This is a genomic window from Paraburkholderia sp. A1RI-2L (genome assembly GCF_048957375.1).
In the GTDB taxonomy this organism is placed as follows: domain Bacteria; phylum Pseudomonadota; class Gammaproteobacteria; order Burkholderiales; family Burkholderiaceae; genus Paraburkholderia.
Genome location: NZ_JARBTA010000002.1, coordinates 1,773,292 through 1,798,516 on the forward strand (window position 1 = coordinate 1,773,292; position 25,225 = coordinate 1,798,516).

The 25,225-nt window shown below is 66.3% G+C and carries 22 protein-coding genes; 7 read left to right on the plus strand and 15 right to left on the minus strand.

Going from position 1 to position 25,225, the window contains the following annotated elements:
• Positions 1-2: 2 nt before the first annotated feature.
• Positions 3-1,655 (minus strand): AMP-binding protein, encoded by a 1,653-nt coding sequence (locus PWP93_RS22910; protein WP_421046069.1) that lies wholly within the window; start codon positions 1,653-1,655, stop codon positions 3-5.
• Positions 1,652-3,097 carry an acylating sulfoacetaldehyde dehydrogenase gene (sauS, locus tag PWP93_RS22915; protein WP_421046070.1) on the minus strand — a complete coding sequence of 482 codons (1,446 nt, stop codon included), beginning with the start codon at positions 3,095-3,097 and terminating at the stop codon, positions 1,652-1,654. Before sauS ends, PWP93_RS22910 begins: the two co-directional genes overlap by 4 nt.
• Before the next feature lie 217 nt (positions 3,098-3,314).
• Here sauS and PWP93_RS22920 point away from each other — a divergent pair, with 217 nt between their 5' ends.
• Together PWP93_RS22920 and PWP93_RS22925 are read left to right on the plus strand one after the other, a co-directional pair.
• Positions 3,315-4,079, plus strand: coding sequence for an IclR family transcriptional regulator (locus PWP93_RS22920; protein WP_421046168.1), 765 nt, complete (start codon positions 3,315-3,317; stop codon positions 4,077-4,079).
• Between the two features lie 127 nt (positions 4,080-4,206).
• Positions 4,207-4,635 (plus strand): DUF3293 domain-containing protein, encoded by a 429-nt coding sequence (locus PWP93_RS22925; protein WP_421046071.1) that lies wholly within the window; start codon positions 4,207-4,209, stop codon positions 4,633-4,635.
• A gap of 7 nt (positions 4,636-4,642) precedes the next feature.
• Here PWP93_RS22925 and otnI read toward each other — a convergent pair whose 3' ends face one another.
• Both otnI and PWP93_RS22935 read right to left on the minus strand, forming a co-directional pair.
• Positions 4,643-5,440 carry a 2-oxo-tetronate isomerase gene (gene otnI, locus PWP93_RS22930; RefSeq protein ID WP_421025445.1) on the minus strand — a complete coding sequence of 266 codons (798 nt, stop codon included), beginning with the start codon at positions 5,438-5,440 and terminating at the stop codon, positions 4,643-4,645.
• Positions 5,441-5,562: 122 nt separating this feature from the next.
• Positions 5,563-6,444 (minus strand): LysR substrate-binding domain-containing protein, encoded by an 882-nt coding sequence (locus tag PWP93_RS22935; RefSeq protein ID WP_421025446.1) that lies wholly within the window; start codon positions 6,442-6,444, stop codon positions 5,563-5,565.
• 199 nt (positions 6,445-6,643) lie between these two features.
• Here PWP93_RS22935 and PWP93_RS22940 point away from each other — a divergent pair, with 199 nt between their 5' ends.
• Both PWP93_RS22940 and PWP93_RS22945 read left to right on the plus strand, forming a co-directional pair.
• Entirely contained in the window at positions 6,644-7,846 is a 1,203-nt protein-coding gene (locus PWP93_RS22940) for an amidohydrolase family protein (protein ID WP_421046072.1), read from the plus strand.
• A 19-nt stretch (positions 7,847-7,865) separates the two neighbouring features.
• Positions 7,866-9,326 carry an amidohydrolase family protein gene (locus PWP93_RS22945; RefSeq protein ID WP_421046073.1) on the plus strand — a complete coding sequence of 487 codons (1,461 nt, stop codon included), beginning with the start codon at positions 7,866-7,868 and terminating at the stop codon, positions 9,324-9,326.
• A 22-nt stretch (positions 9,327-9,348) separates the two neighbouring features.
• Here the strand turns inward: PWP93_RS22945 and PWP93_RS22950 are convergent, their stop codons facing one another.
• From PWP93_RS22950 to PWP93_RS22980, 7 genes are all read right to left on the minus strand, one after another.
• On the minus strand, positions 9,349-10,197 hold the full coding sequence (locus tag PWP93_RS22950) for a bifunctional allantoicase/(S)-ureidoglycine aminohydrolase (protein WP_421025449.1): 849 nt from the start codon (positions 10,195-10,197) through the stop codon (positions 9,349-9,351).
• A gap of 85 nt (positions 10,198-10,282) precedes the next feature.
• A complete protein-coding gene (locus tag PWP93_RS22955) occupies positions 10,283-11,509 on the minus strand; it encodes an amidohydrolase family protein (RefSeq protein WP_421046074.1) in 1,227 nt (408 codons plus the stop codon).
• A gap of 198 nt (positions 11,510-11,707) precedes the next feature.
• The gene (ggt, locus tag PWP93_RS22960; protein WP_421046169.1) at positions 11,708-13,258 is read right to left on the minus strand and encodes a gamma-glutamyltransferase; all 1,551 of its coding nucleotides are present in this window, start codon (positions 13,256-13,258) and stop codon (positions 11,708-11,710) included.
• Positions 13,259-13,501: 243 nt separating this feature from the next.
• Positions 13,502-14,038, minus strand: coding sequence for a DUF1097 domain-containing protein (locus tag PWP93_RS22965; RefSeq protein ID WP_421025451.1), 537 nt, complete (start codon positions 14,036-14,038; stop codon positions 13,502-13,504).
• Positions 14,039-14,084: 46 nt separating this feature from the next.
• Positions 14,085-15,353, minus strand: a complete 1,269-nt coding sequence (locus tag PWP93_RS22970) for an amidohydrolase family protein (RefSeq protein WP_421046075.1) — start codon at positions 15,351-15,353, stop codon at positions 14,085-14,087.
• A 211-nt stretch (positions 15,354-15,564) separates the two neighbouring features.
• Positions 15,565-16,212, minus strand: a complete 648-nt coding sequence (locus tag PWP93_RS22975; RefSeq protein ID WP_421027003.1) for a response regulator — start codon at positions 16,210-16,212, stop codon at positions 15,565-15,567.
• Positions 16,197-17,357, minus strand: coding sequence for a PAS domain-containing sensor histidine kinase (locus PWP93_RS22980; protein WP_421046076.1), 1,161 nt, complete (start codon positions 17,355-17,357; stop codon positions 16,197-16,199). The genes PWP93_RS22975 and PWP93_RS22980 overlap by 16 nt, the downstream gene beginning before the upstream one ends.
• Before the next feature lie 384 nt (positions 17,358-17,741).
• Here PWP93_RS22980 and PWP93_RS22985 point away from each other — a divergent pair, with 384 nt between their 5' ends.
• Positions 17,742-18,065, plus strand: coding sequence for a helix-turn-helix domain-containing protein (locus PWP93_RS22985; RefSeq protein ID WP_421027004.1), 324 nt, complete (start codon positions 17,742-17,744; stop codon positions 18,063-18,065).
• The gene (locus PWP93_RS22990; protein WP_421046077.1) at positions 18,065-19,396 is read left to right on the plus strand and encodes a type II toxin-antitoxin system HipA family toxin; all 1,332 of its coding nucleotides are present in this window, start codon (positions 18,065-18,067) and stop codon (positions 19,394-19,396) included. Before PWP93_RS22985 ends, PWP93_RS22990 begins: the two co-directional genes overlap by 1 nt.
• A gap of 79 nt (positions 19,397-19,475) precedes the next feature.
• Here PWP93_RS22990 and cyoD read toward each other — a convergent pair whose 3' ends face one another.
• Genes cyoD through cyoA form a run of 4 tightly spaced genes read right to left on the minus strand, consistent with a single transcriptional unit; the run spans position 19,476 to position 23,581 of the window.
• Entirely contained in the window at positions 19,476-19,862 is a 387-nt protein-coding gene (cyoD, locus tag PWP93_RS22995) for a cytochrome o ubiquinol oxidase subunit IV (RefSeq protein ID WP_421025455.1), read from the minus strand.
• Positions 19,859-20,464, minus strand: a complete 606-nt coding sequence (cyoC, locus tag PWP93_RS23000) for a cytochrome o ubiquinol oxidase subunit III (RefSeq protein ID WP_421046078.1) — start codon at positions 20,462-20,464, stop codon at positions 19,859-19,861. Before cyoC ends, cyoD begins: the two co-directional genes overlap by 4 nt.
• A 3-nt stretch (positions 20,465-20,467) precedes the next feature.
• A complete protein-coding gene (gene cyoB / locus PWP93_RS23005) occupies positions 20,468-22,480 on the minus strand; it encodes a cytochrome o ubiquinol oxidase subunit I (protein WP_421046079.1) in 2,013 nt (670 codons plus the stop codon).
• A gap of 6 nt (positions 22,481-22,486) precedes the next feature.
• The gene (gene cyoA / locus PWP93_RS23010) at positions 22,487-23,581 is read right to left on the minus strand and encodes a ubiquinol oxidase subunit II (RefSeq protein WP_421046080.1); all 1,095 of its coding nucleotides are present in this window, start codon (positions 23,579-23,581) and stop codon (positions 22,487-22,489) included.
• A gap of 172 nt (positions 23,582-23,753) precedes the next feature.
• Between cyoA and PWP93_RS23015 the strand changes: the two genes are divergently transcribed.
• A complete protein-coding gene (locus PWP93_RS23015) occupies positions 23,754-25,196 on the plus strand; it encodes a PLP-dependent aminotransferase family protein (RefSeq protein WP_421046081.1) in 1,443 nt (480 codons plus the stop codon).
• Positions 25,197-25,225: the final 29 nt, after the last annotated feature.

Below are 25,225 nucleotides of genomic sequence, written 5' to 3' on the forward strand. Positions count from 1 at the left end.
CGTCAGCCCGAGGGCGTCACGAGCTTCAGGCGCTGGACCTTGCCCGAGGGGCCGCGCGGCAGCTCGCTCACGAAGCGGAACTCTTTGGGCGTCTTGTAGCGGCCCAGCTCGCGCAGGCAGTGCGCGCGCAGATCGGCCGGGTCGGGCGCGCCTTGCCAGTGGGCGTCGCGCGGCACCACGAAGGCGACGATCTCCTGCCCGTAGGCGGAATCGGGCACGCCGACCGCCGCGGCATCGAGCACGCCCGGATGGCGCAGCAGCGCCTCGTCGATCTCGCGCGGCGCGATGTTCTCGCCGCCCTTGATGATGAGCTCTTTCGAGCGGCCGTTGATGTAGAAGTAGCCTTCGTCGTCGCGATAGCCGAGGTCGCCGGTCCGCAGCCAGCCGTCGGCGGTGAATGCCTTCGCCGTGTCCTCGTGGCGCTTGTAGTAGCCGCGCATGACCTGCTCGCCGCGCAACACGATTTCGCCGCACTCGTGCGGGCCGCAGACGCGTCCGTCGCGGTCGATGACGCGCGCCTCGCTGCCCGAAGGCAGGCCGATGCTGCCGATCCTGCGCCGCGAAACATCATACGGATTGCTGAAGACCGGCGCGGCGGTCTCGGTCATGCCCATGGTCTCGATCACGCCGATGCCAAAGCGCGCCTCGAACGCGCGGTGGTGGTCGGCGGGCAGCGCGGCGGATGCGCTGCGGCAGAACTTGAGCGCCCTGAGCGCCTCGCGTGCCTCGAGGTCGAGCCCGTCCGGCTCGTCGCCGTCGAGAAGATAGGCGATGATCGTCGGCACCACGTTGATCCAGGTGCAGCCGTAACGGGCGGCGTCGCGCCAGAACGTGCGCGCCGAAAAGCGCGGCGGCAGCACGACCGATCCGGCGTGCCAGAGCGGCGCGAGCAAGGTCACGACGAGGCCGTTGATGTGATAGAGCGGCAGCGAGGCGAGCACGCGATCGTCGGTGCCGAGGCGATGCTCGATGCTGATGTTGCGCGCGTTCGCATGGAGATTCTCGTGACTGAGCAGCACGCCCTTGGGCGCGCCGGTCGTGCCCGAGGTGTACATCAGCAAGGCGATGTCGGCACCGGCGGCTTCGGCGGGTTCGGGGCGAGAGAGATCCGGCCCTCCGGACGCGGCGTTCGCAGCATCGGCGGCGGCCAGTTCCGGCACGAGCAGTACGGGCAGCACCGGCAGCGCCACCGCATCCGGCTCCGTCTGCACGAGCGCAACCTCGCGCGTCACGCCCTGCTTGCGCAACGCGGCCAGCGCCGCCGCGATCGCGCCGCTGGTCTGCGTGCTCGTGAAGATCATCCGCGTATCCGAATGCTCGACGACGTAGGCGAGCTGGGTCGTCTGGCACAGGAGATTGAGCGGATGCGCAATCAGTCCGCTGTACATCGCGCCGAGCAGCAGCGTGGCGGTCTGGATGCCGTTGCCCATCAGCACCGAAACGACGTCGCCCGGCTTGAGGCCGGCGTCGCGAAAGCGCTGGTCGAGTGCCTGGCAACGTTCGAGCAGCGCGCCGAAGGTTAGCATCGCGCCGTCTGCGTTGCGGCTGACACTTTCACCAGCACTTTCATCGGGCGCAGCCAGCAGAAACGGCTTGTCAGGATACTGCGCGGCGCGTGCCTCGATCAACGCGCGGATCGTCATGGGCGCGTTCATTGGCCGAATCTCCGGAAATAGTCACCGAGCAAGGCGTCGAGCTCGGGAACCTGCTCCTCGATCGGGAACGCCACGCGCGTGATGTTCAGGTACTGGCGAAAGCCGAGATTGTCCGAAAAATTGTTGCGGCCCCAGGTGCCGCAGCCCATCGAGAGCGAGAACGGCAGGCCGTTGTCGAAGTTGCCGCCGGTCGCGAAGCAATGCGCCTGGTTGACGATCACGCGCGCCACCGGCAGCGTCGCGCCGAGCGTCTCGGCTTCGTGCGGCTCGCCCGTGTGCAGGCCCACCGAGTGGCCCGCGCCCATGTACGCGTAGAGCTTGCGCACGAGGTCCGCCGCGTCGCTGAAATCGCGCGCGCGGTAGACCGTGAGCACGGGCGCGAGCTTCTCGCCCGAGAACGGATGGCTCGCCCCGATGCCGCTCTCTTCCACCATGAGGAATGCGCACGCGTGCGTTGCGACCTCGTCGAGACCGGCGTTATGCGCGATCTGCGCAGCCGATTTCGCAGTGCAGCGCGCCGACAGCTTGCCGTCGGTCCACATCGCCGCCTGCAGCCGCGCCTTTTGCTGCGCGTCGAGCAGCACGCCACCGCAGGCGGCGAGTTCGCGCAGCATCGCGTCATAAACGGCATCGTCGATGACAACGCTGTTCTCCGACGAGCAACTCGTCGCGTTGTCGAAGGTCTTCGAGGCGGCGATCTTGTGCGCCGCATCGCGAAGGTTCGCGGTGCGCGTGACGATCGACGCCACATTGCCGGCACCCACGCCAAATGCCGGCGTGCCGCTGGTGTAGGCCATGCGCACGTTCGCCTGGGAGCCGGTCGCGACCACGAGGTCGGCCTCGCGCATCAGCGCGGCGGTGGCGGCCTTGTCCACCGGCGCGGGCAGCATTTGCACGAGCGCCGGGTCCAGCCCCGCTTTCGCGAACTCGGCGTGAATGAAGCCGATGAGCCGCTCGCACACGCCATGCCCCTTCGGCGAAGGCGCGACGATCACTGCATTGCCGCATTTGAGCGCGTTGATGATCTTGTTGGCGGGCGTCGCGCCCGGATTCGTGGATGGCGTGATTGCCGCGACCACCCCGACCGCGCGCGCGATCTCGACGATGCCCGTGGCCTCGTCTCGCGCAATCACGCCGCAAGTCTTTTTGCCATGCAGGTCGCGCAGCAGCCCGAGCGTCTTGCGGTAGTTCTTGCGGAACTTGTCTTGCGCGTTGCCGAGCCCGGTGTCGCGCACCGCCTGCTCAGCCAGCTCGCGGTTGCGGCCGGGTTCCATGATCGCCCACGCGGCGGCGGCAACGGCGGTATCGAGCGTTTGCTGGCCGGCGAACTCGAACGCTTGCTGCGCAGCGCGCGAGCGCGCGACCAGCGCACGGAGTTGCGCGGCCTGGGCGTCGGATTGGCCCGCGCCGGTGGCCGAAACTGCGGTGTCCCTCACATTCATCGACGAGCTCCGATTGATTCGTTGGCTGTGTTGCCAATCTATTCATCGGCGCGCGAATGCGAGTCCCGATTCCCGCATAATCCGCGACACACAATTGCCGAGGCACGGAAAATGCGTTTTTCGGGACTTTCACCAGTCCCGAAAAACGCACTGCGCGATGCACAATGGCGCCAGCGGTCGCGCCAACCGCAGCGCGCAACCGATACAGGAGACCCGCGTGTCCACGTCGAACCAGTCGAATGCGGCGGCAGTCCGCGCGTTCCGCGTTCTGGAAACGCTCGCCGAGGCGGGCCGTCCTCTGTCGATGATGGATCTCGTGCAGGCGCTCGGTTTGCCCAAGCAGACCGTGCACCGCATCCTGGCCCAGCTCACCGATGCCTGGCTCGTCACGCGCGGCGCCAACGACAAGCTATACGAGTGTTCGCCGCGTGTCAGACAGCTGGCGGTGAACGTGCTCATGCATGCGGGGCCGGCGGCGGCGCGGCACCTGTTGCTCGAACAGCTGGTCGAAAAGATCGGCGAGACCTGCAACCTCACCACGCTCGCGGGCAACGACGTGATCTACGTCGATCGTGTGGAGACCGAATGGCCGCTGCGCATGCATCTCCAGCCGGGCTCGCATGTGCCGCTGCACTGTTCGGCAAGCGGCAAGCTGCTGTTGAGCTTTCTGCCCAAGGAGCGCCGCGAGCGCATGCTCGAAGCGCTGCCGCTGCGAGCCTATTCGGAGCGAACCATCACCGACCGCGACGTATTGCGCAAGGAATTGGCGCTGACGCGGCGTCGCCAGCTGGCGATCAATAATCAGGAGCATCTCCAGGGCTTGATCGCGATTGCCGTTCCCGTGATGCTCGAGCGCAACCGGGCGTGTGCGGCGATTGCGGTTCAGGCGCCGGTCGGGCGCCTGACGCTGGATGATTTGCTGGCGTTCGTGCCTGATCTGAGGCGCGCCGCGGTGGAGACGGCGAAGACGTTTCGGGAGTGAGGTTGGGGCTTGGTGGGTTACGCCGCGATACCTGTGGTCGTTGACCACCACGGCGTCGCCTCGCTGTTCAGCGCGGCGGCCAGGCTGCGTACATTCGGTTCATCAATTGGCATGAAACGGAGGATTCGTGTTTCCAGACTCGAGCATCGCGCGCGAGACGATCGAGGCGTACCTCGAAACGCATTACGAGGTGCTGGGCGACGCGCCTGCAACGCTGCGTCCCGGCGAGTTCAACGCCGCGCTTGCCGCACTCCATGAAGCCCGCCACGTCGCCTGTAGCGCGTTCATTACCGCCTGGAATCCGCTGAGCGAAGGTCTCGACGCCGAAACTAACGCGGCCCGGCAAGCGGTGTTCGCAAGCGAGCTCGACGCACTCGGCTTCGCATATATCGAGGGCGTCGGGCAGCATCCATCGAACCACTGGCCCGGCGAGGCGAGCTTCCTGGTGCTGGGCATCACGCTCGATGCCGCAAAAGCGCTAGGCGAAAAACACCAGCAGAACGCAATCGTCTGGTGCGGCGCCGACGCGGTGCCGCAACTGATTCTCCTGCGCTAATGCCGATTCACTGCGCGGCTTGCAAATATGGGCGCAGCCAGCCCAGCCCAGCGGAGGTGGCCGCCTTCGGCCGGTACTCGCAGCCGATCCAGCCGTCGTAGCCGAGCGCGTCGATCACATCGAACAGGTAGGGATAGTTGAGCTCGCCCAGATCCGGCTCGTGCCGCTCCGGCACGCCGGCAATCTGGATATGGCCGATGCCGCCGATGTCGCGCCTGAGTTTCATCGCGACGTCGCCTTCGACGATCTGGCAGTGATAGCAGTCGAACTGCACGCGCAGGTTCGGCGCGCCCACTTCGCGGCAGATGGCCTGCCCTTCGTCCTGGCGGCTGAGGAAATAGCCGGGCATGTCGCGCTGATTGATCGGCTCGATCAGGATCTGAATCCCTTCGCCGCGCGCGGCCTCGGCGGCCCACGCGAGATTGCGCAGATAAGTTTCGCGGTGGCGCGCGCGATCGACGCTCGTGCCGTCCGCGCCAACGAGGCCGGCCATCACGTGCAGCTTGTCGTTGCCGATCTTGCGCGCGTAGTCGAGTGCGGTCTCGACCGAGCGGCGGAACTGGTCTTCCCGGCCCGGCAGCGAGGCCAGACCGCGTTCGCCCGCGGCCCAGTCGCCGGGCGGCGCGTTGAAGAGCGCCTGCACGAGGCCGTTGCCGTCGAGGCGCGAGCGGATTTCGGCCGCCGGGTGCTCGTAGGGAAAGAGATACTCCACCGCGCGAAAGCCGTCACGGGCGCAGGCGGCAAAGCGGTCGAGGAACGCGTGCTCGTTGTACATCATGGTGAGATTCGCTGCAAAACGCGGCATGGCATCAGCTCCGGCTGGAAAACAAGCAATGGAACAAGAATGGGGGCATGCGGGCCTTCAGTGCAGGCCTTCAGTGCAGGCCTTCAGTGCAGGCCTTCAGTGCGGGGCTTCAGTGCGGGGCTTCAGCGCCGCGGCTTGCCGATCATGCGCGACATCGCCCGCGCCAGCTCCTTCACCACCGTGTCGGCGGTCGGCCGGTGCAGCAGCGCGAGGTCCATGGTTTCGATCGCGGGCAGCCCGCTCTTTTGCGTGAGCACGACGTGATCGGCCGTAACGGAGCGCAGCGGCAGCAGGCTGATGCCGAGCCCGTCGGCCACGGCCGCCTGGATGCCGCTCAGGCTCGAACTGATGAAGCTCATGCGCCAGCGCCGCCCGAGCCCTTCGATCGCGTTAGTCATGTCGTCGCGATACAGTCCGCGCGGCGGGAACGCCACCAGCGGAATCGGGTCGAGCTGAAACGACGGGTTCTTCGCGCTGTCGATCCAGCGCAGTTGCTCGGGCCAGCTGGCCACGGCCTCGCGGCTGTTGCGGCGGTGCTTCACGAGCGCGAGATCGAGGTCGCCGCGGTCGTAGTTGCGCTCGACGTCGCGGCTCAAGCCGCTCGTGACTTCGAGCTTCACCAGCGGGTGCTCGCGCGTGAATGCCGCGAGCATGTGCGTCGTGGGCCCGCCGACGAAATCCTCGGGCACGCCCAGGCGCACCGTCAAGCCCACGGTCGCCCCGGCCAACGATTCGAGCATTTCGTCGTTGAGCGCCAGCATGCGCCGCGCGTAGGCCAGCAGCGTCTCGCCGGCATCGGTCGGACGCACGTCGCGCGCGCCGCGCTCGAGCAGCTTGTGCCCCGCCATGTCCTCCAGACGCTTCACTTTCTGGCTCACCGTCGACTGCGTCGAATGCAGCCGCGCCGAGGCCGCCGTGAACGTGCCGCAATCGGCCACCATGACGATGGCCTTGAGCAGGTCCAGATCGAACAGCGGCCGATGTCCTCCTGAGTCGCTTTTCATCGGGCTATTTGGTTTTCGAATGGAATATCGCCTTCTATCACGTAGCGTGAAGGCTGGCAATCGGGCCCGCAGTCGGGACCTCGGTCAGCCCATCGGTCAGCCCATCGGTCAGGCTGGCAATCGCCGGGTATTCGCTGGCAAACTGGCGAGATCGACGCCGTGCCCTGCGCGGCCCCATGGCCACTACTGTGGAATCGGCATGACTTCTTCTCTTCATCCTCTCTTCATCTCCAACGTCCGCCTCTCCGATGACCCGCGCGGCCAGCCCGTATCGGTCTCGGTCGCCGGCGGCCGCATCGAGGCGATGGGGCAGAACCTCGCGCCGCCGTCCGGCGCCCGCATCGAAGACGGCGGCGGCGCGCTGCTGCTGCCGGGCTTCGTCGAGGGGCACACGCATCTCGACAAGACCCTCTGGGGCCGCGACTGGTACGTCAACGAAGTCGGCCCGAATCTCACCGACCGCATCGCGAACGAACGCGCGTTCCGCAAGGGCTCGGGGCACGATGCGGGCGTGCAGTCGCTCGCGCTGTCGCACGCGTTCCTCGCGGCCGGCACGACGCGCCTGCGCACCCACGTCGATATCGATACCGACGCGGGCCTGCGCTATCTCGAAGGCGTGCTCGGCACGCGCGACACGCTGGCCGGCGTGCTCGACATGCAGATCGTCGCGTTCCCGCAATCGGGCCTGCTGATCCGCCCCGGCACCGAGAAGCTGCTCGACGATGCGCTCGCCGCCGGCGCGGACGTGCTGGGCGCGCTCGATCCCGCCTTGATCGACGGCGATCCCGCGCGCTCGCTCGACACCGCCTTCGCGCTCGCCGAGCGTTACGGCAAGCCCATCGACATTCATCTGCACGAACCGGGCGAGATCGGCGCGTTCACGTTCAAGCTGCTGCTCGACCGCGTGGAGGCGCTGGGCATGCAAGGGCGCGTGGTGGTGAGCCACGCGTTCTGCCTGGGCGCATTGCCCGAGCCCACGGCGCTGCTCGAACGGATCGCGCGCCTGCGCGTGGCGCTGCTGACGAGCGCCCCGCCCTCGCGCCCGGTGCCGCCGCTCAAGCGCTGCCGCGAGCTGGGCATCACGATCTTTGGCGGCAACGACGGCATTCGCGATACGTGGACGCCGTACGGCGTGCCCGACATGCTCGAACGCGCGATGCTGATCGGCATGCGCTACGACCTGCGGCGCGACGACGATCTGGCGGTCGCGTTCGACTGCGTGAGCGCGGCGGGCGCGCAAGGCTGCGGTTTCGCAGATTACGGCCTTCACAAGGGCGCGCGCGCCGACCTCGTGCTGGTGGACGCCGAAACGCTCGCGCACGCGGTGGTCGCGCGGCCCGTGCGCAAGCTGGTGGTGGCGAACGGGCGCATCGTCGCGCGCGGCGGCGTGCTTGCCGCCTGAACGACTAAAGAGGATGCACATGGACCATCGAGAACACGTGGACGTGCTGATCATGCACGGTTGCGTGATTACGGTCGACGCCGCGCGCCGCGTGATCGAGGACGGCGCGGTGGCGGTCAAGGGCGAGCGCATCGTCGCGGTAGGCACGAGCGCCGGGCTTGCCGAAAAATATTCTGCAGACCGCACGATAGACGCGCGCCGAAAAGCCGTGCTGCCCGGCTTCATCGACGCGCACGCGCATGCGGGCCATGCGATGCTGCGCACCATCGGCGGCGCGGACGGCGATGCGTGGACCGACGCCTGCGAAACGATCTATACGCGGGCCTCGGACGAGACGTTCTGGGAGATGGAGTCGCATCTCGCGGCGCTCGAACGCCTGAAGGCCGGCGTGACGACGGGCGTGTCGCTGCTCGGCGGCGGCGATTCGATCATGCGCGTGGACGATCCGGTCTACGCGCGGCGCCATTGCGACGCCGTGGTCAAGACCGGCACCCGCTCGATGGTCGCGGTCGGCGCTTCGCGGCCGCCCTCGCCGCGCGCCTACACCACGTATGCGTCTGATGGCACACATGGCAGCGTGACGCGAGATGTCGATTTCGATCAGATGTACGAAGTATGCGAGGCAATCGTCGACACTTGCCACGGCGACGCGAACGGCCGCATCCGGATCGCGCTCACGCTGCCCGTGTACGCACCGCAGCACTACCCGGCGCAGGCGCAATGGGAAGGCACGGCGCGCCGCGAGGCGGCCCGCTACATGGCGCTCGCGCAGTCGCGCGGGCTCTCGTTCACGCAGGACGGCCATCGCGCCGGCACGCTGGAATTTGCGCATCGCGAGCTGGGGCTCATGAATGCGAAGTCGTTCATGTCGCACGCGATCGACCTCACCGAGGCAGACATTGCCGCGTGCGTGGAAACGGGTGCCTCGATCGTGCACAACCCGAGCGCGATCATGTCGATCATCGGCCGCTGCCCGGTGCCGGAGCTCATCGATGCGGGGGTCAACGTGGCAATCGGCTCGGACGCCGCCGCGCCCGACCGCGGCTACGACATGTTCCGCCACATGTGGCAGTGCATGCACTATCACCGCCGGCACTTCCGCGATCCGGACGTGCTGCCGCACGGCAAGGTGCTGGAGATGATCACGATCGACGCCGCGAAGGCGCTGTCGATGGACGGAGAAATCGGCTCACTCGAAGCGGGCAAGCTGGCCGACATCATCCTCGTCGACCTGTTCAAGCCGCATATGATGCCGATGAACATGCCCGTCTATCGCGTCACGTGCTTCGCGAATGCCGCGGATGTGTGCATGACGATGGTGGGCGGACGGATTTTGCTGGAAGACTACCGCGTGCTGTCGGTCGACGAAGCGGAGATTCTGGAGGGGGTTCAGGCCGCTGCGGAGCGCATGCTCGAGCGCAGCGGCCTGCGTCGCCTGCTGGATATGCCGGCGACGCTATGGGGGACCAGCCACTATTGAGCGGCTGGCCTGAAGCCGGCTATTAAGCCTTGCGCTTCGGCTGCTGGCCGAGCGTGAGCTTCACCGTGCGGTTCACATCCTTGTACAGCAGATAACGGAAGCGCGACGGGCCGCCCGCGTAGCAGGCTTGCGGGCAGAACGCGCGCAGCCACATGAAGTCGCCAGCTTCGACTTCCACCCAGTCCTGGTTCAGTCGATAGACGGCCTTGCCTTCGAGCACGTAGAGGCCGTGCTCCATCACGTGCGTTTCAGCGAACGGAATCACGCCGCCCGGCTCGAACGTGACGATGTTCACGTGCATGTCGTGGCGCATGTCGCTCATGTCGACGAAGCGCGTGGTGACCCAGCGGCCTTCGGTGCCGGGCATCGGGATCGGTTCGATATCGCGCTCGTTCGTCACGAAGGCTTCGGGCATCGGCACGCCTTCGACTTCTTCGTAGTGCTTGCGCAGCCAGTGGAAGCTCGCCACGGCGCCGCTGCGGTTGTGCAGCGTCCAGTTCGTGCGCGGCGGGATGAAGGCGTAGCCGCCCGGCACGAGCTTGTGCTCGACGCCGTTGAGCTTGAGCTCGAGCTCGCCGTCGACCACGAAGATCACGCCTTCAGCGAGATCGTCGAGTTCGGGACGGTCGCTGCCGCCGCCGGGGCTCACTTCCACGATGTACTGCGAGAACGTTTCGGCAAAGCCGGTCAGCGGACGCGCGAGCACCCACAGGCGGGTGTTGTCCCAGAACGGCAGGTAGCTCGTGACGATGTCACGAATCACGCCCTTCGGGATGACCGCGTAGGCTTCGGTGAACATGGCGCGATCGGTCAGCAATTCGGTTTGAGCCGGATGGCCGCCCTTCGGCGAGTAGTAAGGACTGGATGACATTCTTGGTGCTCCGTGAGGATTTGATGTCACAACTTCAAAGACGAGGCCGCGCGCGGACAAAAGCGCGCGAAGGCGCTCGGGATAGTCAGCCGCGCTGGCCGGATGCAGCCGGCGTGGTTGCGAATTTCATGCGGGGTGTATCACCCCAAAATTGCCCGCTTCGGACGATGACGCGTTCGGCGGGTGCGGCGGCCACCGCGGCTGCCGCGTTCGGCGCCTTGACGATCACGAACGAGGCTTCGTTGCCGGTCTTCAGGCCGTAGTCGCGCTTGCCGATCACGGCCGCGCCGGCGTCGGTCGCCATCCCGAGTGCCACCCGCAGCTCTTCGTCAGTATAGAACCCGGATCGGTAGCCAACGAGCATGGCGCGCTGCAGCATGTCGCCGTTGCCGTACGGCCACCAGGCGTCCTGAATGTTGTCGTTGCCGCTGAACACGCGCACGCCGGCGGCGCGCAACGGGAGAATCGGCGGGAAGGCGCGGTCGCCGGGGGCGTTGGTCATGATCGACACGCCGGCGGCGGCCAGCGCGTCGGCGATGCGCGCGACGGCGTCCGCCTCCACGTCGCCCAGCGCATAGGCATGGCTGACCGACACCCTGCCCTCCAGGCCGGCCGCGCGGGTGCGCGCGGCGATCCGGTGAAGCTGCTCGATGCCTTGTTCGCCGGCTTCATGCAGATGAATATCGATCTTCACGCCGCGCCTTTGCGCGATGCCGAAGACGATGTCGAGCTGGCCGTCGGCGTCGCCGTCGAGCGTGGTCGGGTCGATGCCGCCCACCACGTCGACGCCTTCTTGCGCGGCGGCATCGAGCACCTCAGCCGTGCCCGGGCACGACACCACGCCCGCTTGCGGAAACGCGACGAGTTCGATGTCCATGATGCCGCGCCATTTTTCGCGCGCTTCCATCACAGCGTGAAGATGGGTCAGGCCGGTCGTGGCGTCCACGTCGACGTGGCTGCGCATGGCGGTGGTGCCGAACGAGGCCGCCTGGCGGATCAGCGCGTCGGCGCGCTGGGCAATCGGCGCGGCGCTGGCGAACGCGGCTTTTTCGTCGGCGAGGCGCTCGCGCAGCGTCGCGGCGACGCGATGCGGACGCCAGCGGTCGCCGAGGAAGCTTTTATCGAGGTGGATATGGCCGTCGACGAAACCCGGCAGCACGAGGTGCCCCTGGAGGTCGACGATTTCGGCGGCCCCGGTTTCGGGCCGTTCGGCGCCGAGGCTGGAGATGCTGGCAAAGCGTCCATCGCGTACAGCGAGATTCAGTGGCTGGCCGTCAGCGCCTACGGCATTGACGAATACGCGATCGAACATGATGACGGTGTCTCGGCAATTCAGGACCCACTCAACGCGTTGCGGTCTGCGTTGCGCTCGCTGCGCGTCGGGGCCCTATGAGAGGATGAATGCCGTCACGATATCCGAAGCCCGTATTATCGACAAATTAAATGTTGAAATGCCTGCCATTCATTTTCTAGATAGCTCGCCACTTGCCCGATGGCTCGCGGTGCTTCACTACAGCCCGAGCGCGCGCCCGTCGCTGCGCGGATCGTGGGCGCCGGTCATGTGCCCGTCCGCGCCGATGCGGATCGCCCCGGGGTGCCCGGCCAGCTGGCTTTGCGCGGGAATGGGGCTCATTTCGTGGCCGCGCGCGGCCAGTTCACCGAACACTCGCGCGCCTGCGTCCTCTTCGAGCTTGAGGCTGTCGCGGCTGTCCGAGAAGGTCTTGCCGAGCAAAAAGCGCGGCCGGCCGAGCGCTGAAAGCGGGTCCATGTCGTAGTCGATCAGGCGCGTGAGCACGGCCGCGAGGGTCTGCGGCTGCCCGTCCGCGCCCTGGGTGCCGTACAGCAGGTGCGGGCGGCCCGCCTTCAGATACATGCCGGGGTTCAGTGTATGGAACGGCCGCTTGCCGCCGCGCAGCACGTTGGGGCTCTTCGGGTCGAGGCTGAACGAGGCGCCGCGGTTGTGCCACAGGATGCCCGTGTCGCCGGCCACCACGCCGCTGCCCCAGTCGAAATATACGGTTTGCAGCATGCTCACGCTGTTGCCCTGCTCGTCGGCCGCGCCGATATACACCGTGTCGCCATGCTTGAACGTGTGCGGCCAGGGCATCGCGCGGTCCATGCGGATACGGCGCGCATGCGCGTCGAGCGTCTGCGCCGACAGCATCTGGTCGACCGGCACGTCGACGAAATCGGGATCGGCGACGTAGCGGTCGCGGTCGAGAAACGCCAGCTTCACCGCTTCTACGAGAACGTGATAGTAGTCGGCGCTGTTCTCGGGAATCGAGGCGAGATCGAAGCGATCGAGAATGCCCATGATTTCGAGCGTGGTCACGCCCTGAGTTGGCGGGCGCAGGCCCAGCAGCTCGCCGCCGCGATAGCCCACGCGCAGCGGCACTTCCTCGCGCGCCGTCGTGCGGGCCAGGTCGTCGAGCGTGAGCGGCGAGCCCGCCTGCTTCAGGCCGGCGGCCACCCGCTCGGCCAGATCGCCTTCATAGAATTCGCGGCCGCCGTGCGTGGCGATGCGCTCGAGGCTGCGCGCCAGTTCGCGCTGGACGAACGGCTCGCCGGCCCGAGGGACGCGTCCGTGCGGCATGAAGACCCGCGCGAAGCCCTCCCAGCTGGCCAGCTCGCCGGCGCGCAGCGTTTGCCAGAATTGCTGCGAGGGCGTCACGGGAAAGCCGTTGGCCGCGTACTCGATGGCGCGCGAAAACAGCGACGACCAGCCCTGCTTGCCGCCCCACGCGCCGCGGCTGAGCGAGTAAGCCTTGTCCCAGACGGCAACCGAGGCGCCAGTCGTCAGCGCTGCGCCGGGCCCGCGCACCGGAATCGCGCCTGTGTAGCCGGACGTTTTCGCGGCGGCCTGGCCAATGCCGGAGAGCGTATGCACGTGGCCGGCGCGGTCGCTGATCACCATGAAGGCGTCGCCGCCGAGCCCGGTGAAGTGCGGGTAGGTCACGCTCAGCACCGCGCCGATCGCGATGGCCGCCTCGATCGCATTGCCGCCCGCACGCAGCACTTCGCGTCCGGCTTCGCTTGCCAGTTCGTGCGGGCTCGTCACCATGCCGCGCGACGAGCGCGCAAGCCGGGGCGTTTCGATTGATGTGCCGGGCGTGCGCGTGACGGGCGCTTCGAGGGCCGCGTCGTCGAGCAGCGCCTGCTGCGCCATCTCTTCTTCGATGTCCGTCCCGGTGTCGATCTGGGCTTGCGCTACGAGCGTCATGGTGCTTCCCCTATGCATTTATCGCTTGTGCCGCGGACAGTCAGTGGGCTGCCGCGGCCCTTCGTGTGATTTTTCGAGCGGCCGTCAGACTTCCGGCTTCCAGCCCTTCCACCAGCGGTGCGTGGTGACTTCGGGCGCCGAATAGCGCTCCTTAACCCACGCATAGGCCGGTCCGAGCGCGTTCATCGCAATCGCCGCAAACAAGGCCATGAACGGGTTGTGCGCAACCGGACCAAAGCCGCCGAACAGCGTGCCGAAGTACGTCGCGAATCCGAAGAACATGCCCGGGATGAAATTGAACATGACGAACTGGCGGGCCAGCGACATCATCAGGCCGTTCAGCGTGAAGAGGATCGCCATTTGCGCGAGCAGCAGCGTGTTGCCGCTGAATTGCCGCGCCGCCTGCTCGAAGCAGAGAACGATCAGGAATGCGAAGAACGATCCGACCGGCAAGGTGGGCCAGATGCGCTTGAGGTTCCTGGCGCTCGGCCCGCCCATCGCGAAGGTCGCGGCCCAGCTGATGAAAATGGCCCACGGCGGCAAGTGCAGCGGCAACATGGCGATCGGTATCGTCGTGACTGCAAGGGCTGATGCGACGACTTCCGCGGGTAGCTTCTTCATGCTCGTCTCCTTGAGTTTTCGATTGAACGTTCAGGTTCTGTTCACGTCAGGCACAGCAACACGAATGCCGGTGGATTTCGCAGTGGTGCGTGGTGACCACCGTAATGCGGCCGCGCTTGATGACCCACAGCCGCGGCGGGATGTCGAGCAGCGCATCGGCCACCCGGAAAGTGTCGAGAATGACGAGATCGGCTTGCTTGCCCACCGCGATGCCGTAGCCGTGCTCGATGCCGATCGCGCGCGCGGCGTTGCGCGTGCCCATGTCCAGAATCGCCTGCTGATGCTCCGGCACGCCGAATTGGGCCACGTGCGCGAGCATGTTGCCGATCTGCAGCATGTCGGCCTTGCCGAACGGCGTGAACGCGTTGCGCACGTTGTTCGACGAATAGGCGACGTTGACGCCCGCGTTATACAAGGCCTTGACGGGCGTGAGGCCGCGCCGCTGGTTGTGCGTGTCCTTGCGGCCGCCCAGATAGAGGTCGGTGGCCGGCAGCGTCACGATGCTGATGCCCGCTTCGCGCATGCGCTCGATCACCGGCTTGAGCGCCTCGTCGTCGAGGGCGCCGAGGCTCGTGACGTGCCCGAGCGCCACCCGCCCCTGGTAGCCGGTCTCGATGGTCTTCTGCGCGATATATGAAATCGCGGCGAAGCGCGGGTCGGTGGTGTCGTCGGCGAAGTCGGCATGCATGTCGACCGGCAGGTCGAAGTGCTGAGCGAGCTCGAACACCATGTCGATATGGCGCTGCGTGTCGACCCAGTTGAGTTCGTTGTATGGGCAACCACCCACCACATCCGCACCCATCTGCAAGGCTTCGACCATCAGCTCGTGGGTGCCCTGGGACTTGAGAATGCCCTCCTGCGGAAACGCCACGATCTGCAGGTCGAGCAAATCTTCGTATTCGCTTTTCAGCTCGAGCAGCGTCTCCACGCCGATCAAGCCTTGAATCAGGTCGACGTCGGGGTGCGCGCGCACGGCAACGGTGCCGTTCTTCACCGCCATGTCGAGCACCTGGCGCGAACGATCGAGCACGTCGTTGCGCTCCTGCTTGCTCTTGAGCACGCCCGTCACGCGAATCGCCTCGTCGAGCGTGCCGAAGCGGGCCGGCAGCCGGCGGTGCAAAAGCGCCTTGTCGAGATGCAGGTGCGCCTCGATCAGCCCCGGAATGGCCGCGCGCCCGCCCGCGTCGATAATCTCGTCGGCCGTTGCGTCGATGCCCGCTTCGAGCGCCACGATGCGGCCGTCGCGAATGGCGATGTCGACGGGCGGTTCATCGTCGCCAACGCAGACGTTGTTGATCAGAAGGTCCACATGCATGATTGGGTCTCCTTACGTAATGGGTCGGCCGGGAGCGTGCGCGGTCACTGCCCGGCGCGGCGGGCAGGCGCTGCGGCCCTGCCTGGCGGCGCTCCGCAACGACTTGCGCGTTATAGACAGATTAGGCGTGCGGCTGTGCGGCTGGCATCGGGATCGGCTGGTTTTGGTCCAGGGATTTTCCGAGACGCACCGCACAAAGCGGCTGCCGGACTCAGGTATCCGTGCCCGCGAAGACGAGACCGTGCTGGATGGCGTAATGGACGAGCCCGGCGGTCGACGGGATCTCCATCTTGTCGAGGATGTTGGCCTTGTGCGTGCTGACGGTTTTGCTCGACAGCGAGAGGCTGTGCGCGATGTCGTTGATGCTGCTGCCCTCGACGAGCATCTGGAAGATCTGGAACTCGCGCGGCGTGAGAAACGTGTGAGGAAACGCGCTGGCGGGCTGCTGCAACTGCTTGACCAGCTTCTCGGCCACCAGCGCCGAGACGATCGTGCCGCCCCGGGCGACCTTGCGTATCGCGCCGATCAGCTGGTCGGACTCGGCGTTCTTGGTCAGATACCCGGCCGCGCCCGCGCGGATCGCCTGAACCGCGTATTGCGACTCGCGGTACATGCTCAGGACCAGCACCGGCAGCGCCGGGTGGCTGGCCTTGATCTGCTGGATCAACGCGATGCCGCTCTTGCCCGGCATCGACATGTCGAGCAGCAGCACGTCGACGGCCGTGCTGCGCAGTTGCTCGACGACGTCGGTGCCGTCGACGGCTTCCGCCGCCACCTCCATGTCGGGCACCGTGGAGAGGATGCGTTTCAGACCGTCGCGAATGATCGCGTGGTCGTCGGCGATCATGATGCGCATGATGGGCTCGCGTCGTTGGCAACTGCGTTTGCGGCGGGGTTGGCAAGCGGGTTGGCTAGAGGGTTGGCAAGCGGGCCCGAAGCCGGCTCCGCGGGTGAAGCGTGTAGCGGAATGCGGGCGCTCACGCGCGTGCCGTGGCCGGGGCGGCTCGTGACGTCCAGTTGCCCGCCCAGCATCAGCGCGCGCTCGCGCATGCCGAGCAGGCCGAGCCTCGGTCCGTTGGCGGTGTGCGAGGTGTCCATGCCGCGGCCGTCATCGGCAATCGCCAGGTGGCAGTGATCGTCGTGCGCGTCGAGTTCGACCACCACGCGCGAGGCCCGCCCGTGGCGGCTCGCATTGGTGAGCGACTCCTGGACGATGCGGAAGATGGCCGTGCTGCGCTCCGCATCGAGCTCGCCCAGCAGCGTCTCGGGCATGCTCAGCCGCAGGTCGCACGGCAGCCCGGTGCGCTGCGTGAACGATTCGGTCAGCCATTCGAGCGCCGCGTGGAGCCCCAGCTCGTCCAGCACCGGCGGGCGCAGATCGGACGCGATGCGATGCACGGCGTCCATGGTGGTGTCCACCAGATTCTTTAGCATGCCGATGTGGTCGATCTGCCCGAAGGTCAGCGCGCGCGCCTGGGTCTCCAGATAGTTCAGGCCGAGCCGCAGCCCGCTCAGCAACTGGCCGAGCTCGTCGTGCAGCTCGCGCGAAATGCGCGAACGCTCGGTTTCGCGCACCGACTGCAGCCACGCGGAAAGCTCGCGCAACTGCGAGCGCGAATCGCGCAGCTCCGTTTCCGTGCGCTTGAAGTCGGTGATGTCGCGCGAGATGCCGACCGTGCCGACGATGCGCCCGTCCGCGCCGCGCACCGGCATCTTGACGGTGTCGAACCAGAGCAGCTTGCCGTTGGGGCCGGGACGCCGCTCCTCGTAGCGGCGGCGCTTGCCGTTTTCGAGCACCGCGCGGTCGGTGTCCAGATATACCTCGCCCAGTTCCGGCGACCAGACCTGGTCGGGCGTGCGGCCGATGATGTCCTGCTCGGGGCGTCCGCACGCTTCCATGAACGCTTCATTGACGAGGACGTAGCGTGACTCGGTGTCCTTCAGCCATGCCTGGTCCGGGATGTTGTTCAGAATGGCCCGGTGTAATTCGCCATGGTTCTCCACGACTGCTCCTCGCAAGGGACACGATGGAGGCCCGCAGGCACGTGCAGCTCGCTCGATGGGCCCCCGAATGCATGCAATATATCAATCCAGTCAAGATCACGCGCCTCTAGTTTTCCCGCATATTCCTGGATTGCGGGAATTCATGATTTATTTGTCTGACTCATCCTCCGCGCCTCGCCGGCAGCGGCGTGTTCCCGCAGCGCCCCGCTACAGTCTCAAGGCCGTAAATTTCATATACAACCTGAAGCCTGTATTTTTCATTTACAGTCTTAAGGTTGTATTTAACATTTACAGCCTATAGACTGTGAACTGTCCTTTGCCACGTCACTGCAGCAGGAGCCTCGCGTGGACTATTCGCTCAAGACCGTCAGCCAGTTGCGTCCCATGCTGCTTGGCTTTCGCAAGCAAGCCGGCCTCACCCAGGAACAGGTCGCGCAGCGCCTCGGCATCTCTCAGCAAAGCTATGCCGCCTTCGAAGCGCACCCCGAGTCCGCAAGCGTCGACCGGCTGTTTCGCGTTCTGCGGTTGTTCTCGGTCGAAATGCGCCTGTCCTCAGAGGCTTTGGCGGCGCCCGCCGGCCCAGCCGGGCAAAAGCGCGCTGCAAAAAGCCCCGCCCAAACTGCCGCAACGCGCGCGTCCGCCCCCGCCGCCGCCAAGCCCGCGGCGCCAAAGCCCCGCGCGAAGCCGCGCAAACGGGAGGACTGGTAATGGCGCGCCCCCGTCAGACGAACCGGCTCGACCTGTGGATGAACGGCCTGCCCGTCGGGTACTGGGAGGTCGTGCGCGGCGTGGAGCGCCTCGCGTATTTCGAGACCTGGCGCGACGACGAACAAGGCCGGCCGCTCTCGCTCTCACTGCCCTTCACGCCGGGCAACCAGCCGTTGCGCGGCGCCGCCGTGGCCGACTACTTCGACAACCTGCTGCCCGATAGCGAGCGGATCCGGCGCCGCATCGCGGCGCGCTACCGCACGGCCGGCACCACGCCGTTCGAGTTGCTGGCCGTGCTCGGGCGCGACTGCGTGGGCGCGCTGCAACTGCTGCCTGCGGGCGAGGAGCCGGCGGGCCTCGAAACCATCGAAGGCAAACCGCTGTCGACGGCCGACATCGCCCGGCTGCTGCGCGACACCACCGCCGCGCCGCCGTTCGGCGAGCACGAGAGCGTGAACGATCTGCGCCTCTCGATTGCCGGCGCGCAGGAGAAAACCGCCCTGCTGCGGCACCAGAACCGCTGGCTGCTGCCCATGGGCAGCACGCCCACCACGCACATCCTGAAGCTGCCGCTCGGTCTCGTCGGCAACATGCGCGCCGACATGCGCACGTCGGTCGAGAACGAATGGCTATGCGCGAAGATCGTCGCGGCTTATGGGCTGCCGATCGCGCCCTGCGAGATCGCCCGTTTCGAGGACACGAAGGCGCTCGTGGTCGAGCGCTTCGACCGCCGCATGGCGCGCAATGGCCGCTGGATCGTGCGCCTGCCGCAGGAGGATCTGTGCCAGGCCACGGGCACGCCGGGCCTGCACAAATACGAGGCCGACGGCGGGCCCGGCATCGAGAGCGTCATGACGGTGCTCGGCGGCTCCGTGCGCCGCGAGGACGACCGCCACCATTTCTTCATGGCGCAACTGGTGTTCTGGCTGCTCGCGGCCACTGACGGCCACGCCAAGAATTTCAGCATCGCGCATCTGCCGGGCAGCCGCTACGCCGCCACGCCGCTCTACGACGTGCTCTCGGCGCATCCGATCATCGGGCGCGGGCGCAATCAGCTGCCGGCGCAGCGCGCGAGCCTCGCCATGGCCGTGCGCGGGCGCAACGCGCACTACCGTATCGCGCAGATCCTGCCGCGCCACTGGATCGCCCAGGGGCAGCGCGTAGGGTTCACCGTCGCGCAGGTCGAGGCGATGATGGAGACGGTGGCTGGGGCAACCGAACGCGTGATCGGCGAAGTCGCTGCCCAGCTTCCCGGCGACTTTCCACTCGATGTGGCCGAGTCGGTATTCGCGGGCATGCGCAGGCTGGCACGGGTTCTGGCGGCCGCTTGAGCCGATGTGAGCCGATGTTGGGCCGAGGCAGGCAACGCGCGCGAAGCGCGTTGCCGGCCGGACAAGAGTGAACGTCCGATTAGTCGTGCGCCATGGCGCGTTCTACGGTCGTCTGCGTGGGCATCATGTTGACGTTCGCGTTGTGCATGACCCACAGCGAAAGTCCGACGATCACCGCAATCAGGAAAGCCGAGCACACGAAGATGCCGGTGTTCGCGCGCTGGCTGCGCGAGGCGCCGATATGCAGGAAATACACGAGCTGCACGACGAGCTGAGCAACGCACAGCACGACGATGGCCGCGAGCCCTGCCCTGGGCGGCACCACATGCAGCATCACCACGCCGAACGACGCGAGCGTGAGCACGAGCGAAAGTATCGTGCCGATCATATAGCTCTTGAGACTGCCGTGCGAATTGTCGTGACTGCCGTCGTGGCTGCCCGAATGCGTAACGTGGGGTGAACTCACAGCATGCCTCGCAGATAAACAAAGGTGAAAACGCAGATCCATACGAGATCCAGGAAGTGCCAGAACATGCTCAGGCACGCGAGGCGTCGGCGGATCGCGCCGGTGAGGCCGAACTTCCAGGTCTGATGCATCATGATCGCGATCCACAGCAGACCGGCCGAAACATGCAGGCCGTGCGTACCGACCAATGTGAAGTACGCCGAAAGATACGCGCTCGTATGCGGGCCCGCGCCATCGGCGACGAGCTTCGCGAATTCGTTCACCTCCATGCCGATGAAGCCCGCGCCGAACGCGAATGTGATTGCCAACCATACGATCACTTGCGCGCGTCGCTGCGCGTGCAGGCCCAGCATCGCCATGCCGAACGTGACGCTGCTCGCGAGCAGTAGCAGCGTTTCGCACAGCACGTAAGGCAGTTCGAAGAGCTGCCTGGCGCCAGGGCCGCCCGCAGTGGCATTCGCGAGCACGCCGAAGGTGGCGAAGAGCGTCGCGAAGATGAGGCAGTCGCTCATCAGGTAGATCCAGAACCCCAGCGTGGTCCTGGTGCCGTCATCATCGCCGTGAGCGTGGCCATGAGCGTGAGATAGTGCAGCGTGAGCCATGGTTTAAGCCATCTCCTCGATTTGCTCGGGTTGTTCAATGCGTGGCTTGATGCCGAGCTGCCTGAAGCGCGCGTCCTCGATGCGCGCCACCTCCGCGGCCGGCACCCAGTAATCGACGTCCTGGTCGTAGCTGCGCACGATGAACGTGGCGACCATGCCGGCGAGCCCCAACGCCGCGAACAGCCACATGTGCCACACGAGCGCAAAGCCCAACAGCAGGCTGAACGCGGCGATAACGAAGCCCGCCCCCGTGTTGCGCGGCATGTGGATGGCTTCGTAGGCGCGCGGCTGCACGTACGCGCGGCCGGCTTCCTTGTTGTCCCAGTGTTGCTCCATCGAGGTGATTGCCGGCAGCACGGCGAAGTTGTAGAACGGCGCGGGCGAGGCCGTCGACCATTCGAGGCTGCGGCCGTCCCACGGATCGCCGGTGAGGTCGCGGTTCGCATCGCGCTCGCGAATGCTCACGTAGATCTGCATGATGAAGGCGAGGATGCCGAGTCCCACGAACACCGCGCCCACGAGCGCCACCACCAGCCACGGATGCCATCCGGGCACCGCGTAGTGATTCATGCGGCGCGTCATGCCCTCGAAGCCGAGGATGTAGAGCGGCGTGAACGCGAGCCAATAGCCGATCAGCCAGCACCAGAACGACACCTTGCCCCAGAACTCGTTGAGCGTGAAGCCGAACACTTTTGGGAACCAGAAGCTGATGCCCGCAAGACAGCCGAATACCACCCCGCCGATGATAACGTTATGGAAGTGCGCGACGAGGAACAGCGAGTTGTGCAGCACGAAGTCCGCGCCCGGCACGGCGAGCAGCACCCCGGTCATGCCGCCCACGGCGAAGGTCACCATGAAGCCGATGGTCCAGAGCGTCGCGCTGTGATAGCGAATGCGGCCGCGATACATCGTGAAGAGCCAGTTGAACAGCTTCACGCCGGTCGGGATCGAGATGATCGTGGTCATGATGCCGAAGAACGCATTGACGTTCGCGCCCGAGCCCATCGTGAAGAAGTGATGCAGCCACACGAAGAACGAGAGAATGCCGATCGAGGCCGTCGCGTACACCATCGACTTGTAGCCGAACAGCGGCTTGCCCGAGAACGTCGCAATGATCTCCGAGAACGCGCCGAACGCGGGCAGGATCAGGATGTATACCTCGGGGTGTCCCCACACCCAGATCAGGTTGATGTACATCATCGCGTTGCCGCCGAGCTCGTTCGTGAAGAAATGCATGTCGAGATAGCGGTCCATCGTGAGTAGCGCGAGCGTGCCGGTAAGCACCGGGAACACCGCGACGATCAGGATGTTGGTGATGAGCGCCGTCCACACGAACACGGGCATCTTCATGAGGTCCATGCCGGGTGCGCGCATGCGCAGAATGGTCACGATGAAGTTGATGCCCGAGAGCGTGGTGCCAAGGCCCGATATCTGCAATGACCATATGTAGTAGTCCATACCTGCAGTCGGGCTGTAGCCCAGCTCCGAAAGTGGTGGATACGCGACCCAACCCGTCGCGGCGAAGTCGCCGACGAACATCGACACCATCACCAGCACCGCGCCCACCACCGAGAGCCAGTACGAGAGCGAGTTCACGAACGGATACGCGACGTCGCGCGCGCCGATCTGCAGCGGCACGACCACGTTCATCAGCCCCAGAATGAGCGGCGTGGCCACGAAAAAGATCATGATGACGCCGTGCGCCGTGAAGATCTGGTCGTAGTGATGCGGCGGCAGATAGCCCGCTGCGTCGTTGAAGGCGATGGCCTGCTGCACGCGCATCATGATCGCGTCGGCGAAGCCGCGCAGCAGCATGACGATCGCCAGCACGATGTACATGATGCCGATGCGCTTGTGATCCACCGAGGTGAGCCATTCGCGCCACAGATACCCCCACTTCCCCGCGAGCGTGATCGCGGCGAGCAGGACAAGACCGCCGAGCGCCACGACGGCGCCCGTGCCCATGATGATCGGCTCGTGCCAGGGAACGGCATCGAGCGTGAGTTTTCCGAACATGTGTGTTTACTCCGCTGCCAGGAGGGCCGAGGTGGTCGAACGGGCCGCGCTGGCCGAACCGGCCGACGTGGTGGGCACGAGGCCACGGGGGTCGCGGGTGAGCGCCGGGTTGTTCACGCCGTTCATGCCGTTCACGCCCGTGCCGGAGCCGCAGATCGTATTGCCGTGAACGTCGCGCATATACTGGCCGACTACGCCGTCGAAGAGTCCCGGCGCGATGTTCGAATAGAAAGCGACAAGCGCCTTCTCGCCCGGTTGCGCGAGCTGGATGTAGGCACTGCGGCTCAGCACCGCGGGCGAGGCTTTCGCGCGCGCGATCCATGCGTCGAAGTCGGCGCGGTTCGTGGCGAGCGTGTCGAAATGCATGTCCGAGAAGCCTGCCCCGCTGAACGCCGCCGAGCGGCCCGCGTAGGTGCCCGGATGGTTCGCGATCAGATGCAGTTGCGTCTGCATGCCCGACATCGCATAGACCTGGCTGCCGAGCTGCGGAATGAAGAACGAGTTCATCAGCGAGTCGGCGGTCAGGCGGAATGACACGGGCGTGTCGACCGGAATCGCCAGCTGGTTCACCGAGGCGACGCCGTAATCCGGATAGAGGAAGAGCCACTTCCAGTTCAGCGCGACCACGTCCACGCGGATGGGTTTTTGCTGTGATTCGATCGGCTTGTACGGATCAAGCGAATGCGTCGTGCGCCAGATCAGCACGCCGAGCGCGAGCACGATCATGCAGGGAATTGACCAGACCACCACTTCGATCGCAGTGGAATGCGCCCATTTGGGCGCATAGGCCGCGCGCGTGTTCGAAGCGCGATAGCGCCACGCGAACCAGAGCGTGAGCGCGACCACCGGAATCACGACGAGCAGCATCAGGCCGAGCGCGATCAGGATGAGGTTTTTCTCCTGCACGCCGATGTCGCCTTTCGGATCGAGCAGCACGGAGCTGCAGCCGCCGAGCAGCGAGAGCGCGGCTGCGCCGCCCAGTGTCGCGGCGGTGCGGACGGAACGTATGGAATGGTGCGGGGATGAGCTTAAGGAGTCAGATTGAGGAAGTGGCGGGCCAGCTTCGACGGCTGACCCTCTTCGTGTGTGCGAGGTACGCATGTCGGGTTCCATGGTTGACTAGTCGCGCAAACCCATCCAGACGTGCTCACATCGTTTCGCCGCGGCGGCCCAACACCACCGCCCGGATAACCATACATAGCCATAATGTATGGATTTACGCGCTTCGTGTCCGCATGCTAGAGTAAGACATCATGCATACATCAGCGACAAAATGACGCAAAATGGCCGGATTGATCCGGACATCACCGCCGCTTCCTGGGCCAGGACGTGGGCCTCGGCTCTACAGGTCGGCAACGGTCCGCGCTATCTGCGGCTCGCCGACTTCATCGAGCGCGCCGTGGCCGAGGGCACGCTGGCGCCGGGCGAGCGCGTGCCCGCGCAGCGCGCGCTCGCGGCGCTGCTCAGCGTCGATCTCACCACGGTGACGCGCGGCTTCAACGAGGCGCGGCGGCGCGCGCTGATCGTGGCGCGCGGACCGCTCGGCACCTTCATCGCGCCACCGCGGGCGGCGCTCGGGCAGCGCGTGAATCTGAGCATGAACATCCCGCCTCCCCCGGCCGGCATCGATGCCAATGCGTTGCTGCGCGAAGGCCTCTCGCGCCTGCTGCTGCGCAGCGATGCCGACTTGCTGATGACTTATCACCTCGGCGGCGGCGGCGCGGCCGATTGCGCGGCGGGCGCGAAGTGGCTCGAGCCAATGCTCGGCAAGATCGACCCCGCGCAGCTGGTGGTGTGTCCCGGCGCGCAAGCGGCGCTGGCCGCGCTGATCCTCGCGTTCACCGGGCCGGGCGAGGTGGTGCTGAGCGAGCCGCTCGTCTATCCGGGGCTGCCGCACGCGCTCGCGCAACTGGGGCGCCGACTCGAAACCGTTGCGACCGACGCCGAAGGCATGCTTCCTGACGCGCTCGAAGCCGCTTGTCGTCAGGCCGGCCAAAACGGGCCGCACGTCGCGCGCCTCGTGTATCTGAACCCCACGCTGCAAAATCCCACCGCCACGACCATGCCGGAGACGCGCCGCCGCGCGATTCTGCGCGTGGCGGCGCGCTGCGGCCTGCACATTGTCGAAGACGATCCCTACTGGCGCTTCGCGCCCGATGCGCCTGCGCCGCTCGCGCGTCTCGCACCGACGCAGGTCTCTTACCTCTCCACGCTCTCGAAAACGCTCTCGCCCGGCCTGCGCACAGCGTTTCTCGCGATGCCCGACACCGCGTCGCACGCGCGCGTGCTGGCCGCGCTGCGCACGTTCTCGCTCATGGCCGCGCCGCTCACGAATGCGCTGGCCCTGCAATGGATCGAAGACGGCACGGCCACGCATATCTTCGAAGGCGTGCGCGCCGAGGCACAGGCACGCCAGCGCATGGCGGCGCAGGCGCTCGGCCCGGCAGCGGGCGAGAACGCGGGCATTCATCTCTGGTACGAGTTGCCGAGCTACTGGCCGGCGCGCGAACTCGCGGCGGCCGCGAGCGCCGAAGGCCTCGCCGTGGCGCCGTCCACGGCATTCGAGCAAGGCATGGACACGACCCGTAGCCCGACAAACGCGATTCGCATCTCGCTGGGCGCAACCGCCGAGCGCACGCGTCTGCAGGCGGGGCTACGGCGGCTTTCCGCATTGCTCGCGAGCGACCGGTCGGCGCCCGCGCAAGTGCTCGTCTGACTCAGCCCTTGCCGCGCCGGATGGCTGCC

What these genes read in the sequence shown, in the direction of transcription:
- PWP93_RS22910 (WP_421046069.1), bottom strand. Translation starts at nt 1,655, where the DNA reads ATGAACGCGCCCATGACGATCCGCGCGTTGATCGAGGCACGCGCCGCG.
- sauS (WP_421046070.1), bottom strand. Translation starts at nt 3,097, where the DNA reads ATGAATGTGAGGGACACCGCAGTTTCGGCCACCGGCGCGGGCCAATCC.
- otnI (WP_421025445.1), bottom strand. Translation starts at nt 5,440, where the DNA reads ATGCCGCGTTTTGCAGCGAATCTCACCATGATGTACAACGAGCACGCG.
- PWP93_RS22935 (WP_421025446.1), bottom strand. Translation starts at nt 6,444, where the DNA reads ATGAAAAGCGACTCAGGAGGACATCGGCCGCTGTTCGATCTGGACCTG.
- PWP93_RS22940 (WP_421046072.1), top strand. Translation starts at nt 6,644, where the DNA reads ATGACTTCTTCTCTTCATCCTCTCTTCATCTCCAACGTCCGCCTCTCC.
- PWP93_RS22945 (WP_421046073.1), top strand. Translation starts at nt 7,866, where the DNA reads ATGGACCATCGAGAACACGTGGACGTGCTGATCATGCACGGTTGCGTG.
- PWP93_RS22950 (WP_421025449.1), bottom strand. Translation starts at nt 10,197, where the DNA reads ATGTCATCCAGTCCTTACTACTCGCCGAAGGGCGGCCATCCGGCTCAA.
- PWP93_RS22955 (WP_421046074.1), bottom strand. Translation starts at nt 11,509, where the DNA reads ATGTTCGATCGCGTATTCGTCAATGCCGTAGGCGCTGACGGCCAGCCA.
- ggt (WP_421046169.1), bottom strand. Translation starts at nt 13,258, where the DNA reads ATGGTGACGAGCCCGCACGAACTGGCAAGCGAAGCCGGACGCGAAGTG.
- PWP93_RS22965 (WP_421025451.1), bottom strand. Translation starts at nt 14,038, where the DNA reads ATGAAGAAGCTACCCGCGGAAGTCGTCGCATCAGCCCTTGCAGTCACG.
- PWP93_RS22970 (WP_421046075.1), bottom strand. Translation starts at nt 15,353, where the DNA reads ATGCATGTGGACCTTCTGATCAACAACGTCTGCGTTGGCGACGATGAA.
- PWP93_RS22985 (WP_421027004.1), top strand. Translation starts at nt 17,742, where the DNA reads ATGCTGCTTGGCTTTCGCAAGCAAGCCGGCCTCACCCAGGAACAGGTC.
- PWP93_RS22990 (WP_421046077.1), top strand. Translation starts at nt 18,065, where the DNA reads ATGGCGCGCCCCCGTCAGACGAACCGGCTCGACCTGTGGATGAACGGC.
- cyoC (WP_421046078.1), bottom strand. Translation starts at nt 20,464, where the DNA reads ATGGCTCACGCTGCACTATCTCACGCTCATGGCCACGCTCACGGCGAT.
- cyoB (WP_421046079.1), bottom strand. Translation starts at nt 22,480, where the DNA reads ATGTTCGGAAAACTCACGCTCGATGCCGTTCCCTGGCACGAGCCGATC.
- cyoA (WP_421046080.1), bottom strand. Translation starts at nt 23,581, where the DNA reads ATGCGTACCTCGCACACACGAAGAGGGTCAGCCGTCGAAGCTGGCCCG.
- PWP93_RS23015 (WP_421046081.1), top strand. Translation starts at nt 23,754, where the DNA reads ATGACGCAAAATGGCCGGATTGATCCGGACATCACCGCCGCTTCCTGG.